Genomic DNA, 15,149 nt, shown 5'->3' on the forward strand with positions numbered 1-15,149 from the left:
GGGTATCCGGAATCAGTGGGCACAAGGCACAAAGGCAAGTCGTCCCTATGAAACGAATGCAAACCGGAAAAATTAGCGCTTGGGAATGTAGGAGCTGACGAGTGCAACGAGGCTGCGATCTTTCCCCTGCACATTGAGTCCCGAGCGAAAGATCAGCAGATCAAAATCAAAAGATCGCAGCCTTCGGCAGCTCCTACAGGGACCGATGAACCGCTCTGGAATCCGCAGGTCAGGCGCTGATCGCCAACCCATGCCGCCGATGATGCACGCTCAATTGATCCTTGATCAGCCGCAGCACCTTGGCCTCGTGCTCGTGAATGAAGAAATGCCCGCCCGCCAGCATGTCCACCGAGAAGCTGCCCGTGGTTTCCTGGCGCCAGCCCATCAACTGCTCTGTGGTGGCCTTGTCGGCCGTGCCGCCGAACACGTGCACCGGACACCTGAGCAGCGCTCGCTGCCGTGGCTGGAAGCGTCCACACATTAAAAAGTCGGCCCGCAGGATCGGTAGGGTCAGGTCCATCAGCTCTTCATTGGCCAGGATCTCCTCGCTCGTACCGTTGAGCGTGCGCAGTTGCTCGATCAATTCAGCGTCGGTTTTCGCCTGGGCGAAACCGCGATCGTAGTCGGCCCGCATCGTCGGCGCCGCCGTGCCGGAGGCAAACAGCGCCACCGGTTCCGGGCTGCCGAGTTCACGCAGGGCATGGGCGATTTCGCAGGCCAGCAGCGCGCCCAGGCTGTGGCCGAACAAGGCGTACGGGGCCTGGAGCGTCGGGTACAGCTCCCGCGCCAGTTGCATCGCCAACGGGCCCATGTCGGTGTGCAGCGGCTCGTCGAAGCGCGCCCCGCGCCCCGGCAATTCCACCGGTTGCACGTGCAGCCATTGCGGCAACGTGCGCCGCCAGCGGCTGTACACCATCGCGCTGGCGCCGGAATAAGGCAGGCACAGCAGGGTCAGTTGGGTCACTGCGGTTTTCTCCGATCGGTCGTGTAGGGAAGATAACGAAATCGTAACCCATGGAATTAGTCAAAACCGTGACGTTCGCTATGAAATGCCTGCCCCTTGTGGGAGCAAGGCTTGCCCGCGATGAACGATAACGCGGTTCATCTTCCCACACGACCTTATACTGGCGGCACCTCGACTCACTGCACCGCACAGGAGAACGCCATGGGCTGGTCCGCCAAGCAATACGTCACCTTCGAACAGGAACGCACCCGTCCGTCCCGGGACCTGCTCGCCGCCATTCCCCCCGTACAGGCCCGCACGGTGATCGACCTGGGGTGCGGCCCGGGCAATTCCACCGAACTGTTGGTGGAACATTTCAGCGGCGCCACGGTGCGCGGCCTGGACAGCTCCAGCGACATGGTCGAGGCCGCACGCAAACGCTTGCCCGCCGTGGCGTTCGATACGGCCGACATCGGTCAATGGGATGAACCCGGGCCGTTCGATGTGATCTTCGCCAACGCGGTGCTGCAATGGCTACCCGACCACGCCACCCTGCTGCCCTCGCTGGTCAACAAACTCGCCCCGGGCGGCAGCCTGGCGATCCAGATGCCCGACAACCTGCACCAGCCTTCCCACCGCTTGATGCGGGAAATCGCCGCCAACGGGCCTTGGGCCAGCCAACTGGCCGGGGCGGCTGATTCGCGTACCGAGGTGGCGGATACCAGCACCTATTATTCGATCCTCAAGCCCCACTGCAGCCGCGTCGATGTGTGGTGCACCACCTACCATCACCCCTTGGCCGGCGGTGCCGCAGGCGTGGTGGAATGGTTCAAGGGCAGCGGCTTACGACCGTTTCTGGAGCCGCTGGACGAGGCGCAGCGCGAGCAGTATCTGGCGCAGTATCTCCAGGCGATCGAACAGGCGTATCCGGCCCTGGACGACGGGACCGTGCTGCTGCCGTTTCCCCGAGTGTTCATGGTCGCGACGCGCTAGGGCGAGGGTCGATGATGCAGTAACGAGGCCTAAATTTTTGATTCGGGCCCTCGTTACCTGCTAAGACCAAAAACCCGCAAGAGTGACCGCCGTGGACCTGCAAACCATCCTGGGCAAGCTGTTCGCCAATGCCAGCGCCGTTGGTATCGAAGGCGTCTTCCAATTCGTGTTCGGCCCGCACCAGGCGTACTGGTCCGAGGTCAAGGCCAGCAGCCGCACCGAGGCTGGCCGCCACACCAGCCCTGACGTGACCATCGAGGTGGCGGAAAAGGACTTCCTCGGGATCATGGCCGGCATGGCCAATGTCGAGGAACTATTCGCCAGCGGTCGCCTGAAGATTGGCGGCAACATGGGCCTGGCGACGTTGCTGCCGCAGATCATCGACCATGCCCGGCATGGCGGTGGCGTGGTGGAAAAGGTCGACATGAACAAGCGGTATCCGACCCCGCCGCGCTTCAGCGAAAAACTCACCGCCAGCCTGCCGGCCCAACGCAGCGTGGAACGGCGGCCTCGCAGCGGGCTGTCGGTGCAGGAATTCCGTGCCCAGTACCTGCCCCACGGCATTCCCCTGGTCATCAGCGATGCCTTGCAGGACTGGCCGTTGTTCAAGCTCAGCCGCGAAGAATCCCTGGTGCATTTCGCCGAGCTGCAAGGCATCACCCGCCACGGCGACTACGTGAAGAAGACCTTCTCCACCGAGCGGGATTTTCGCTCCACGTCCATGGCCGACTTCATCGCCTCCCTCGACAGTCCGGCGGTCAAGGGCGCAGACGGCGAACCACCGGCCTACATGGGCAACAACATCCTGCCGGCGCAGTTGATGGAGCAGATCAAGTACCCGCCCTACTTCGACCCGTCGCTGTTCATCCCGCCGCGCATCTGGATCGGCCCCAAGGGCACCCTGACGCCGCTGCACCGCGACGACACCGACAACCTGTTCGCCCAGGTCTGGGGCCAGAAAACCTTCACCCTCGCCGCGCCTCACCACCGCGAAGCCCTGGGCACCTGGTCTACGGCGCCCCAGGGTGGGCTGGACGGCTGCGATTTCAACCCGGATGCGCCGGACTACCAACGCTTCCCCCATGCCCGCAACGTGACCTTCCTGCGCGTGACGCTGGAGGCTGGGGATTTGCTGTTTTTGCCGGAAGGCTGGTTCCACCAGGTGGAGTCGGTGTCGACGTCGTTGTCGGTGAATTTCTGGGTGAATTCGGGGCGGGGGTGGTAACAACCGCTTTCGTGGCGAGGGAGCTTGCTCCCGCTGGGCTGTGTAGGAGCTGGCGAAGCCTGCGATCTTTTGATCTTTCGCTTGAGACTCAAGTGTCAGGGGAAAGATCGCAGCCTCGCTTCGCTCGGCAGCTCCTACATCACCCAACTGAACTCCACCCACCTCCCACCAGTCAGCAGGTAAGGCCCTCAACTCAAGGTGCTAGACCATGCAGATATCCCTCGCCCGACAGGTTGCCTTGGTCACCGGCGCCAGCTCCGGCATTGGCGCGGGTTCGGCCAAGGCATTGGCAGATGCCGGTGCCGCGGTGGTGCTCAACTACCATTCCAACGCCGAGCCGGCGCAAGACCTGGCCCGTGAAATCAACGCCAACGGCGGCCGCGCCATCGCCGTGGGGGCCGATGTGTCGAAGGAACAGGAGGTCGAGCAACTGTTCGCCCGGGCCCTCGAAGCCTTTGGCACGCTGGACATCCTGGTGGCCAATTCCGGTTTGCAAAAAGACGCCGCCGCCGTCGATATGAGCCTGGAAGACTGGAACACCGTGATCGCCACCAACCTCACCGGCCAGTTCCTCTGCGCCCGCGCCGCCCTGCGGATCTTCAATCGCCAAGGCATTCGCCAGGGCGTGTCCCGGGCCGCCGGCAAGATCATCCACATGAGTTCGGTGCACCAGCGCATTCCCTGGGCCGGCCACGTCAATTACGCGGCGTCCAAGGGCGGTGTCGATCTACTGATGCAGAGCCTGGCCCAGGAAACCAGCCACCAACGCATCCGCATCAACAGCATCGCCCCTGGCGCCATCCGCACGGCTATCAACCGCGAAGCCACCGAGGGTGAGCAGGAACAGAAACTGCTGGAGCTGATTCCTTACGGTCGCATCGGCGACGTGGAGGACGTCGCCAACGCGGTGGTCTGGCTGGCCTCGGACTGGTCCGATTATGTGGTGGGCACCACGTTGTTCATCGATGGCGGGATGAGCCTTTATCCGGGATTTCGCGGCAATGGCTGATCATGACGAACCGCAAAGCCCCATCGAGAACCACGGCATCATCGGCGACATGCGCAGCGCCGCATTGGTCAACGACCGGGGCAGCGTCGATTTTTTCTGCTGGCCGGAATTCGATAGCCCGTCCATCTTTTGTTCGTTGCTCGACACTCCGGAGGCGGGCATTTTCCAGCTCGCGCCGGACTTGCCGGACGCCCGCCGCCAACAAATCTACCTGCCCGACACCAACGTGCTGCAAACCCGTTGGCTGAGCGACGGCGCCGTGGTGGAAATCACCGACCTGCTGCCCATCGGCGACAGCGAAGACGACTTGCCGGTGCTGATGCGCAAGGTCCACATGACCGTCGGCAGTGCGACGTTTCGCCTGCGCTGCGCGGTGCGGCATGACTACGCCCGGGCCACGACGACCGCGAGCCAGGATGGCAGCCACATCTGTTTCACCGCGCCGGGGCATCCGAGCCTGCGCTTATGCGGCGATCAGCCTATGACGCTGGACGGCAACGCCGCGGTAGCCGAATTCACCCTGGAACAAGGCCAGCGCGCCGAGTTCCTGCTGGGCGGCATCGACGACCCGCGGCTCCAGGGCGATGTCAGCGCGATGTGCCTGGAACGGACCCTGGCGTTCTGGCGCGGTTGGATCGGCCAATCCACCTATCGCGGGCGCTGGCGGGAAATGGTCAACCGCTCGGCCCTGGCGCTGAAACTGCTGACCTCGCGCAAACACGGCGCCATCCTCGCCGCCGCCACCTTCGGCCTGCCGGAAACCCGCGGCGGCGAGCGCAACTGGGATTACCGCTACACCTGGATCCGCGATGCTTCGTTCACGGTCTACGCCTTCATGCGCCTGGGTTTCGTCGAAGAAGCCAATGCCTACATGCGCTGGCTGCGCGGCCGAGTCAGCGATTGCTGCGACCAGCCGACCAAACTCAACATCCTCTACGGCCTGGACGGCAGGCAGGAACTGCCGGAAGCCGAGTTGCCGCATCTGCAGGGCTTCGGCAACGCGCAACCGGTGCGCATCGGCAACCTGGCCTACGAGCAGGTGCAATTGGATATTTTCGGCGAGCTGATGGACGCGGTGTACCTGGTCAACAAATACGGCGAAGCCATCTCTCACCAAGGCTGGAAACACACCGTCGAGGTCATCGACCAGGTTTGCACTGTCTGGCAGGACCAAGACGTGGGCATCTGGGAGATGCGCGGCGACAAACAGCATTTCCTGCACTCGCGATTGATGTGCTGGGTCGCCGTCGACCGCGCCATCCGCCTGGCCGAAAAACGCTCCCTACCCGCCCCGTTCGCCCGCTGGGACGAGACGCGCCAGGCCATTTACCAAGACATCTGGACAAACTTCTGGAACGACGAGCACCAGCACTTCATCCAGCGCCTGGGCAGCACCGCCCTGGACGGTTCGATGCTGCTGATGCCGTTGGTGCGCTTCGTCAGCGCCCGCGACCCGCGCTGGCTCTCGACACTCGATGCCATCGAAAAAAGCCTGGTGCGCGACGGCATGGTCTATCGCTACCGCAACGACGACAGCCCCATCGACGGCCTCAGCGGCATCGAAGGCTCCTTCGCGGCCTGCTCGTTCTGGTACGTCGAATGCCTGGCCCGCGCCGGCCGCGTGGAAAAAGCCCAGCTGGAATTCGAACAACTGCTGCGCTACGCCAACCCGCTGGGGCTGTACGCCGAAGAGTTCGACAGCCACGGCTACCACCTGGGCAATACTCCCCAGGCCCTGACCCACCTGGCGCTGATCAGCGCGGCGAGCTTCCTGGATCGCAAGTTGAGTGGGGAGAAAAATCATTGGCAGCCGTGAGTTGCCCTTCAGCCTGAACGCGATTTCTGTGGCGAGGGAGCTTGCTCCCGCTGGGTTGCGAAGCGACCCCCGGATTTTTGCGCCTGCTGCGCAGTCGAGCGGGAGCAAGCTCCCTCGCCACAGAAGCAATCACCGCCAGTCACCCATTTATTGTTACGCCCCCTTTCGAGTTGCCAGCCCCGCCAACCCCTCCTAAGATCGATGCTCTCACGGGTGCAGCGGAGCTGCCCGATAAAACCCGACTCAAGGACCTGACATGACCCATATCAAACGCCCCATCACCACCCCACCCCGAACAGGCCTGACCCGCGAAGACCTCTGGGAGGGCCAGGACCGGGGCCTGATCAAATGCTGGGAAATCGGCCGCGACCGGGCGGTGCGGTTTCCCGAACTGGCGCAACGTTGCCTGGCCGGGGAGTTGCCGGTGCTGGGCTGGAAAGGTGGCGTCAGCCGCAGCCTGAAGAAAAACGAAAAATTCGGTTGCCTCAAATACCTCGCCCAATGGCAGGGCCTGCGCGGTGAAGACCTGGACATCGACCTGACCCAGGAACGCACCCTGACCTGCTCCAGCACGAACATGATCGTGACGTTCACCCCGGATCGGGCCAAATACGTCAACCAGGAACCCGCCTGAGCACCAACGCACACTGCCGGAGGCCGACATGAACCTTGAGCCCAAGATCAACTTCGCCGTCACGCCGTTGCTGCGCATCGCCTACGAAGAGCACGGTCCCGCCAGCGGCGACCCGATCATCCTGCTGCACGGTTTTCCTTACGACCCCAGGGCGTTCGATGAAGTCGTGCCGGCTCTGGCCCAACGTGGCTACCGGGTCATCGTGCCCTACCTGCGCGGCTACGGCCCGACCCGCTTCAACAACCCGGCCATCCTGCGCTCCGGCCAGCAAGCGGCCCTGGCCCAGGACCTGCTGGACCTGATGGAGACACTCTCCGTCCCCCAAGCGGCGCTGTGCGGCTACGACTGGGGTGGGCGGGCGGCGTGTATCGTCGCAGCACTGTGGCCCGAGCGCGTGCGCTGCCTGGTGACCGGCGATGGCTACAACCTGCAGGACATTCCGCGCTCGACGCAGCCGCTGGACCCGGAAACCGAACATCGCCTGTGGTACCAGTACTACTTCCACACGGCCCGGGGCGTCGAGGGCCTGACCCGGAACCGGCGCGAACTATGTGAATTGCTCTGGCGCCTGTGGTCACCGTCCTGGAAACGCGGCGCCGAACTGTACCCCCTCAGCGCCACGTCGTTCGACAACCCGGACTTCGTCGACGTGGTGATCCACTCCTACCGTCATCGCTTCATGTGCGCACCGGGCGACCCGACGCTGGAGTGGATGGAGGAAAAACTGGCGGCGCAACCGACCATCAGCGTGCCGAGCATTTCCTTGTGCGGCGCCGACGACGGCGTAGGGCCCGCACCGGAACATGATCAAGACGTCGAGCATTTCACCGGTTTCTATGAGCGCCGAGTGCTGGCCGGTGTCGGCCACAACATTCCCCAGGAAGCCCCGGAGGCCACGCTCAAGGCATTGCTGGATTTGCTTGAGGGCTGACGGCGAACCGCTCGCGATAAGCCTGGGGCGTCACGCCCATGGCCCGTAGAAAACTGCGGCGCAAGGTTTCCTCGCTGCCGAAGCCACATTGCACCGCCACCCGTTTGATCGACACGGCGGTGTCGGACAACAGGCGGCGAGCGGTTTCCACGCGAATCAATTCCACCGCCCGCGCCGGGGTCTGGCCGGTGTCGGCGCGGTAGTGACGCACAAAGCTGCGCTCGCTCATGCCCACCTCGGCGGCCAGGTTCGACAAGCCCAGGTCGCGGGTGAGGTTTTCGGCGATCCAGGCATGCAGGTCATCAAACCGACTGCCCTGTTTTTGCAGCGACAAGGTCACGCTGAACTGCGATTGCCCGCCCGGACGCTTGAGGAACACCACCAGTTGCCGGGCAACCTCCAGCGCCACCGCGCGGCCCAAGTCCTCCTCGACCAACGCCAGGGCGAGGTCGATGCCGGCCGTGACCCCGGCCGAAGTCCAGACCGGACCGTCATTGATGAAGATCGGGTTGGGTTCGACCCGCAATTGCGGATGCTGCTCGGCCAGTTGTTCGCAGCGGGTCCAGTGCGTCACCACGCGCCGCCCGTCCAACCAACCGCTGGCGGCCAGCAGGAACGCCCCGGTGCACACCGACGCCACCCGCCGCGAACGCAGGCCGTGATCCTTGACCCAGGCCACCAGCGCCGGGTCCTTCGCCGCTTCGTACACGCCCCAGCCACCGGCGATCAACAGCGTGTCGCTGCCTTCGCTCGGCAGCGGCTCGGCCATCAGCGCCAAGCCCGCCGAGGACATGACCGCCCCGCCACCCACGGCAATGACCGTCGGCGTGTACGGCAACGGCAGGCCTTGCTGGCGGGCCAGGTCGTTGGCCGAGGCGAAGACCTGCAAGGGCCCGGTAACATCCAGCACCTGCACGTTGGCGAAGGCCAGGACACGGACGGTTTTCGGTGGGTTGAGCATATTGGCGTGATTCGTGGGCTTATTGGCGTATACGCCAGAGCCTACGGATCTAAAGTCAAACCGTCCACCCCTCGGGCATTATCCAAAGGAGAACGCGACATGACGTTGCAGATCGGTTTGTTGTTATTCCCCCAAGTCCAGCAGTTGGACCTGACCGGCCCTTATGACGTGCTGGCCTCGTTGCCGGACGTGAAGGTCCACCTGATCTGGAAAGACCTGGCGCCGGTCACCGCCAGCACCGGGCTGGTACTGTTGCCCACCACCACGTTCGAGGACTGCCCGAAGCTCGACGTGATCTGCGTCCCCGGCGGCAGCGGCGTCGGCCCCCTGATGGAAGACGAGCAGACGCTGGCCTTCATCAAGCGGCAAGCCGCCGAGGCGAAATACATCACCTCGGTGTGCACCGGTGCGCTGGTGCTCGGTGCGGCGGGCCTGTTGCAAGGCAAGCGCGCCACCACCCATTGGGCCTACCACAGCTTGCTGCAAACCCTGGGCGCGACAGCGGTCAAGGATCGCGTGGTCCGCGACGGCAACCTGCTCACCGGTGGCGGCATCACGGCCGGGATCGATTTTGCCCTGACCCTGGCAGCCGAACTGTTCGACCAGGACACCGCCGAACTGGTCCAGCTGCAACTCGAATACGCCCCTGCCCCACCGTTCAACGCCGGCAGCCCGGACACCGCGCCGACGCGCGTGCTGGAAGAAGCCCAACTGCGTGCGGCCGAGTCGTTCCGAGTGCGCTCGCAGATCACCCAGCGTGCTGCGGCGCGGTTGGAACGGGCTTAGCGATCTATTGCCGACACACAGGCTATTGTGCGGCTGGACACACGCTTGAGGCAGTCACCATTGTGGCGAGGGAGCTTGCTCCCGCTCGACTGCGCAGCAGGCGCAAAATCCTGGGGTCGCTTCGCAACCCAGCGGGAGCAAGCTCTCTCGCCACAAAGGGTTTTGCTGTCGGGCCACCTCGATTCAGAACGGGCTGGCGGTGGGCCGCACGATCAGTTCGCTGACGTCTACATCCGCGGGCTGTTCGATGGCATAGGCGATTGCCCGGGCGATGGCTTCGGCCGGAATGGCGATACGGCGGAACTCGCGCATTTCGGCACGCCCACCTTCATCGGAAATGCTCTCGGCCAGTTCCGATTCGGTCACGCCGGGGGAAATCACTGTCACGCGTACATCGCCCCCGACTTCCTGGCGCAAGCCCTCGGAAATCGCCCGCACGGCGTATTTGGTGGCGCAATACACGGCGGCCGTCGGGCTGACGGCGTAGGCACCGATGGACGCGATGTTGATGAACTGGCCGCTGCGCTGGCCCTGCATCAGCGGCAGGCCGGCGGCGATGCCGTGAAGCACGCCACGGATATTGACGTCGATCATGCGATCCCACTCTTCGACTTTCAGCGCCTCAAGTTTGGAGAGCGGCATGACCCCGGCATTGTTGATGATCACGTCGACCCGACCGAACCGCTCGACCGCAAAATCGACGAAGTCCTGGACATCCTCACGACGAGTCACGTCCACCGCCTTGCAGACCGCCTGCTGACCGGCGGTTTCGAGCTCCTGCACCAGTGCTTGCAAACGATCGATGCGCCGTGCGCCCAATACGACACGAGCACCGCGAGCCGCAAGCAACCGCGCCGCCGCTTCGCCAATCCCGCTGCTGGCGCCGGTGATGACCACGACTTTGTTTTGAATATCGGACATGATGGTTCCCTCGTCTGGATGTGTTGGCCCCCCGGTGGGAGCGTTTTGACAGGTCCAGATTAGGGAACCGACCTTCGCCTGGGTTAGCCGGATCCTCCTGCGCACTTGCACGATCCTGTAGCGATGAAACCGACTCTGGCCGACAGCCGCGCAATCGGCTTTACTAGCGCGGTCCACTCGATTTGGCCTGGGAGATTGATCGGCATGTCGGTATCCACGTCCATCCACATTGCGCCAGATGACGGCGTCAATCAGCGTCGCGCCGAACTGGCGAGCCTGATGATGCGCTTCGCACCGGAATTCGGCGTCCACCCCACGGCCATCGAAGCCTTGCACCTGATCCGTAGCGACCAGCCGACCGAAGCCCTGCACACCGTGCACAAGCCTGGTTTGTGCGTGATTGTCGAAGGGCGAAAGGAAGTGCGCCTGGCGGACGAATGCTACGTGTATGACCCGCTCAATTATCTCGTCGTCTCGGTGACCCTGCCGTTGGCCGGCCAGGTGATTGAAGCCAGTCCCGAACGCCCCTACCTGTGCATTCGCCTCGACATCGATCCGGCACAGATCTGCCGCCTGATTGCCGACGCCAGCCCTATTGGTGTGCCGACCGAAAGAACCGGACGTGGATTGTTCCTGGATCGCATCGATGCGCCGTTACTCGACGCGGTGTTGCGCTTGCTGCGGCTGCTGGACAGCCCGGACGATATCGCCACCCTTGCGCCGCTGGCCCAACAGGAGATCTTCTATCGGCTGCTACGTGGCGCCCAAGGCCAGCGTTTGCATGAAATCGCCATTCCCGACACCCAGACCCATCGCATCAGCCGCGCCATCGAGTGGCTCAATACCCATTATGCCGAGCCGCTGAGCATCGACAGCCTGGCACAAATGATCAACCTCAGCCCTTCGGCCCTGCATCACCGCTTCAAGGCCGTGACCGCCATGAGCCCGCTGCAATACCAGAAACAGCTGCGCCTGCAGGAAGCCCGACGGTTGTTGTTGGCGGAGAACAGTGACGTTTCATCAATCGGCTACAAGATGGGGTATGAAAGCCCTTCGCAGTTCAGCCGCGAATACAGCCGTCTATTTGGCGCCTCGCCGAGCAAGGACATTGCGCGTTTGCGTGCCCAGGCACTGCAAGCCAGTAGCGCCTGATCTTGCACACAAACAGGATCAGGCAAAACCAGGACAGTATCCGTCTAACGCCCGTCCCCGCCTCGCCCTTAATCTGAACCCATGCAGCAAGACAACCGTCCCGGCTGCAACGGGTTCAGCAGATCACGACATCTGAACGACCCGGCACTCAACCCTGATATGACCGGAGTCTTTACCATGAAAACGTTCAACACCTTGATTGCCGTTACCACTTTCGCCCTGAGCGCCAGTGCGTTTGCCTTGCCGAGCCAGCAGCAAGACCGCTTCTTTACCCAGGCTGGTGATTACCAGCAGCCTGTGGCCGCTGATGGCGCAGATCGTACGCCTGGTGGGCAGACTCTCGCTGCCGATGGTGCTGACCGCACGCCTGGGGGCCAGGCCTTGGCTGCTGATGGTGCTGATCGTACCCCCGGAGGACAGACACTCGCTGCCGATGGTGCCGATCGCACGCCTGGGGGCCAGACCTTGGCTGATGATGGTGCTGACCGCACCATGACACGGCGTCTGGCCTGATCAGGCCACTTTTTCAAGACGAAAAAAAACCCGCCTAAGCGGGTTTTTTGAGGACCAATTTGACTCCCTGTCCGGCATTCCATGCCTGGTCCAATCATCCATGACCCTGAGCACTCCCTGCACCCAGTGGATAAACATAGATTAGGCCTGCCGTTGTCCTGGGAAAAGACGAGAAAGCAGCAACGCCGTGTAAGCGTTTCGCTATAAAAACTTTCAAGACTTTCCAGCAGGCGAAAAAAAACCCGCCGAAGCGGGTTTTTCCAAGACCATTACGACTCCCTGTCGATAGCTAATCCTTGCATGGTCGATCGTCCCTGATCCTGAGCACTTCCTGTGCTTCAGTGGATGAGTCCAGATTACGCCTCGGATCCAAAATGAAATAGACGACATAGCTACCATCTCGTGTAAGACATTCGCTATACCTGCCCTTCCGAAAACCCTTAGTCCCATCAGCCATCCAAGCTCAAGCCTTGCTCAGGAAGTTTTCAATATTGGCCATTTGCTCATCCCAGCCACGGCTGTCCATGCGAAAAGCCTTGAGTCGGCGAGCCTCGGGGATGTTGTTGAAACCCGACTCCACGACTTTGAGCAAGGTGCCGCCATCCATGTCTTCGAGTTCGAATAACACCCGGGTTTCAGATTCTTGGGAATAGTCCACCTGCGGCTCGACAGCGTAAGGATGCCAGCGAAACGAGAACACTCGCTCGGGCTCCACCCGCTCCACCGCGACATCCCAGATAAGGTGTTCGTAACCTGGGTAAGTGATTTGCCCCTGGGTACGCTCACCTGCCACAAACCGTTTCCCCTCAAGGGCGACACCGAACCATTGGCCGAAGGCTTCGGCATTGGCCAGGGCGCGCCAGACTTGGGAGCGCGGGGCCTTGAGCAGGATCTTTCTTTCGATGCGGTCGGATGAATGCATGAGTCACCTCCTGTGTTTCAACAGTAGGCTTGTAAGACCACGAGGCCAACCGGAAAGTTGTATCAGACCGTTGTTTAGCGCTCGCCCACGTTAAAACAGCACGGAGCGATGTAAACTTCCCCGGCGTTTTCAACCTCTCAAGGAGAGACCCGACATGTCCCCTCGCCTGCTTCTGGCCCTGACACCGCTGCTTTTTGTCGCCGTTGCCCAAGCCGACGACTGCGCCAACGCCATCACTCAAGGCGAAATGAACCAATGCGCAGCCAAGGAAAACAAGGCCGCCGACAGCGAGCTGAACAGCTTATACAAGCAGATCACCGCACGCCTGAAGGACAATCCCGAGGCCAAGCAAATGCTGGTCAAGGCACAGCGTGCCTGGATAGGCTTCCGTGACGCCGAATGTGAATTCTCCGCCTCTGGGGTCAAGGGCGGCAGTGTCTACCCGCTGATCTACAACGATTGCATCACGGCCCAGACCAAAACCCGGATCGAGGCGTTCAAGACCTATCTCAAGTGCAAGGAAGGGGATCTGAGCTGCCCGGTACCCGAGGCCTAACGGCCTGCTGGATGTAAAAAGGATGGCTGCTACAGGTCATCCTTTTTTTGGTCAAAACTTTTTATGGCGGGCAAAAACAAAACCCCTACCTGCATCAGCAGATAGGGGTTTCGGAATTTAATCTTGACGATGACCTACTCTCACATGGGGAAACCCCACACTACCATCGGCGATGCATCGTTTCACTGCTGAGTTCGGGATGGGATCAGGTGGTTCCAATGCTCTATGGTCGTCAAGAAATTCGGTAGCCGGTGCGTGCCTTGCGGTCACGTGCCAGCGAATGGGTATGCGATAGTTTGGTGCTTGTGAGTATCTCGAACTTTCGGTTCGTTTCGTCTTCACACACCGCAATCTGGTCTCTCTCGAGTTCACAAATTGCTTGGGTGTTATATGGTCAAGCCTCACGGGCAATTAGTACAGGTTAGCTCAACGCCTCACAGCGCTTACACACCCTGCCTATCAACGTCGTAGTCTTCGACGGCCCTTCAGGGGACTCAAGGTCCCAGTGAGATCTCATCTTGAGGCAAGTTTCCCGCTTAGATGCTTTCAGCGGTTATCTTTTCCGAACATAGCTACCCGGCAATGCCACTGGCGTGACAACCGGAACACCAGAGGTTCGTCCACTCCGGTCCTCTCGTACTAGGAGCAGCCCCTCTCAAATCTCAAACGTCCACGGCAGATAGGGACCGAACTGTCTCACGACGTTCTAAACCCAGCTCGCGTACCACTTTAAATGGCGAACAGCCATACCCTTGGGACCGGCTTCAGCCCCAGGATGTGATGAGCCGACATCGAGGTGCCAAACACCGCCGTCGATATGAACTCTTGGGCGGTATCAGCCTGTTATCCCCGGAGTACCTTTTATCCGTTGAGCGATGGCCCTTCCATACAGAACCACCGGATCACTAAGACCTACTTTCGTACCTGCTCGACGTGTCTGTCTCGCAGTCAAGCGCGCTTTTGCCTTTATACTCTACGACCGATTTCCGACCGGTCTGAGCGCACCTTCGTACTCCTCCGTTACTCTTTAGGAGGAGACCGCCCCAGTCAAACTACCCACCATACACTGTCCTCGATCCGGATAACGGACCTGAGTTAGAACCTCAAAGTTGCCAGGGTGGTATTTCAAGGATGGCTCCACGCAGACTGGCGTCCACGCTTCAAAGCCTCCCACCTATCCTACACAAGCAAATTCAAAGTCCAGTGCAAAGCTATAGTAAAGGTTCACGGGGTCTTTCCGTCTAGCCGCGGATACACTGCATCTTCACAGCGATTTCAATTTCACTGAGTCTCGGGTGGAGACAGCGCCGCCATCGTTACGCCATTCGTGCAGGTCGGAACTTACCCGACAAGGAATTTCGCTACCTTAGGACCGTTATAGTTACGGCCGCCGTTTACCGGGGCTTCGATCAAGAGCTTCGCGTTAGCTAACCCCATCAATTAACCTTCCGGCACCGGGCAGGCGTCACACCCTATACGTCCACTTTCGTGTTTGCAGAGTGCTGTGTTTTTAATAAACAGTCGCAGCGGCCTGGTATCTTCGACCGGCGTGGGCTTACGCAGCAAGTGCTTCACCCTCACCGGCGCACCTTCTCCCGAAGTTACGGTGCCATTTTGCCTAGTTCCTTCACCCGAGTTCTCTCAAGCGCCTTGGTATTCTCTACCCAACCACCTGTGTCGGTTTGGGGTACGGTTCCTGGTTACCTGAAGCTTAGAAGCTTTTCTTGGAAGCATGGCATCAACCACTTCGTCACCCAAAGGGTAACTCGTCATCAGCTCTCGGCCTT

General features: G+C 61.3%; 14 protein-coding genes and 2 rRNA genes. 10 read left to right on the forward strand and 6 right to left on the reverse strand.

The genetic code is table 11. From position 1 onward, the window contains the following. Window positions 1-229: 229 nt before the first annotated feature. A complete protein-coding gene (locus AD659_RS17690; RefSeq protein WP_053123578.1) occupies window positions 230-964 on the reverse strand; it encodes a thioesterase II family protein in 735 nt (244 codons plus the stop codon). Window positions 965-1,165: 201 nt separating this feature from the next. Between AD659_RS17690 and tam the strand changes: the two genes are divergently transcribed. The 6 genes from tam (at window position 1,166) to AD659_RS17720 (ending at window position 7,551) form a co-directional block, all read left to right on the forward strand. Next, entirely contained in the window at window positions 1,166-1,936 is a 771-nt protein-coding gene (gene tam / locus AD659_RS17695) for a trans-aconitate 2-methyltransferase (protein WP_053123580.1), read from the forward strand. A gap of 91 nt (window positions 1,937-2,027) precedes the next feature. Continuing rightward, window positions 2,028-3,161: a cupin-like domain-containing protein gene (locus AD659_RS17700; protein ID WP_053123581.1), complete on the forward strand. Its 1,134-nt coding sequence runs from the start codon at window positions 2,028-2,030 to the stop codon at window positions 3,159-3,161. A gap of 208 nt (window positions 3,162-3,369) precedes the next feature. Beyond that, window positions 3,370-4,170, forward strand: coding sequence for a glucose 1-dehydrogenase (locus AD659_RS17705; RefSeq protein ID WP_053123582.1), 801 nt, complete (start codon window positions 3,370-3,372; stop codon window positions 4,168-4,170). Continuing rightward, window positions 4,163-5,986, forward strand: coding sequence for a glycoside hydrolase family 15 protein (locus AD659_RS17710; RefSeq protein ID WP_053123583.1), 1,824 nt, complete (start codon window positions 4,163-4,165; stop codon window positions 5,984-5,986). The genes AD659_RS17705 and AD659_RS17710 overlap by 8 nt, the downstream gene beginning before the upstream one ends. 256 nt (window positions 5,987-6,242) lie before the next feature. Then, entirely contained in the window at window positions 6,243-6,620 is a 378-nt protein-coding gene (locus AD659_RS17715) for a hypothetical protein (RefSeq protein WP_053123584.1), read from the forward strand. Between the two features lie 28 nt (window positions 6,621-6,648). After that, window positions 6,649-7,551: an alpha/beta fold hydrolase gene (locus tag AD659_RS17720; protein WP_053123585.1), complete on the forward strand. Its 903-nt coding sequence runs from the start codon at window positions 6,649-6,651 to the stop codon at window positions 7,549-7,551. Here AD659_RS17720 and AD659_RS17725 read toward each other — a convergent pair. Then, window positions 7,520-8,512 carry a GlxA family transcriptional regulator gene (locus AD659_RS17725; RefSeq protein WP_053123587.1) on the reverse strand — a complete coding sequence of 331 codons (993 nt, stop codon included), beginning with the start codon at window positions 8,510-8,512 and terminating at the stop codon, window positions 7,520-7,522. The genes AD659_RS17720 and AD659_RS17725 overlap by 32 nt on opposite strands. A 99-nt stretch (window positions 8,513-8,611) precedes the next feature. On the opposite strand from AD659_RS17725, the gene inhA reads away from it, so the two are divergent. Continuing rightward, window positions 8,612-9,298 (forward strand): isonitrile hydratase, encoded by a 687-nt coding sequence (gene inhA / locus AD659_RS17730; protein ID WP_053123589.1) that lies wholly within the window; start codon window positions 8,612-8,614, stop codon window positions 9,296-9,298. Window positions 9,299-9,481: 183 nt separating this feature from the next. Here inhA and AD659_RS17735 read toward each other — a convergent pair whose 3' ends face one another. Then, window positions 9,482-10,219, reverse strand: coding sequence for an SDR family oxidoreductase (locus AD659_RS17735; RefSeq protein ID WP_053123591.1), 738 nt, complete (start codon window positions 10,217-10,219; stop codon window positions 9,482-9,484). Window positions 10,220-10,423: 204 nt separating this feature from the next. Here AD659_RS17735 and AD659_RS17740 point away from each other — a divergent pair, with 204 nt between their 5' ends. Both AD659_RS17740 and AD659_RS29385 read left to right on the forward strand, forming a co-directional pair. Next, window positions 10,424-11,371, forward strand: coding sequence for an AraC family transcriptional regulator (locus tag AD659_RS17740; protein ID WP_053123593.1), 948 nt, complete (start codon window positions 10,424-10,426; stop codon window positions 11,369-11,371). A 177-nt stretch (window positions 11,372-11,548) separates the two neighbouring features. Then, window positions 11,549-11,884 carry a hypothetical protein gene (locus AD659_RS29385; protein ID WP_082343581.1) on the forward strand — a complete coding sequence of 112 codons (336 nt, stop codon included), beginning with the start codon at window positions 11,549-11,551 and terminating at the stop codon, window positions 11,882-11,884. 463 nt (window positions 11,885-12,347) lie between these two features. Here the strand turns inward: AD659_RS29385 and AD659_RS17750 are convergent, their stop codons facing one another. Further along, entirely contained in the window at window positions 12,348-12,806 is a 459-nt protein-coding gene (locus tag AD659_RS17750; RefSeq protein ID WP_053123597.1) for an SRPBCC family protein, read from the reverse strand. A 154-nt stretch (window positions 12,807-12,960) separates the two neighbouring features. Between AD659_RS17750 and AD659_RS17755 the strand changes: the two genes are divergently transcribed. Continuing rightward, window positions 12,961-13,362 (forward strand): lysozyme inhibitor LprI family protein, encoded by a 402-nt coding sequence (locus AD659_RS17755; RefSeq protein WP_053123599.1) that lies wholly within the window; start codon window positions 12,961-12,963, stop codon window positions 13,360-13,362. Window positions 13,363-13,483: 121 nt separating this feature from the next. Here the strand turns inward: AD659_RS17755 and rrf are convergent. Beyond that, window positions 13,484-13,599, reverse strand: a 5S ribosomal RNA gene (rrf, locus tag AD659_RS17760). A 153-nt stretch (window positions 13,600-13,752) separates the two neighbouring features. Next, window positions 13,753-15,149: ribosomal RNA gene (locus tag AD659_RS17765) — 23S ribosomal RNA — on the reverse strand; the annotation flags it as partial.

Origin of the sequence: Pseudomonas thivervalensis (assembly GCF_001269655.1) — a bacterium.
Lineage (GTDB): Bacteria > Pseudomonadota > Gammaproteobacteria > Pseudomonadales > Pseudomonadaceae > Aquipseudomonas > Aquipseudomonas thivervalensis.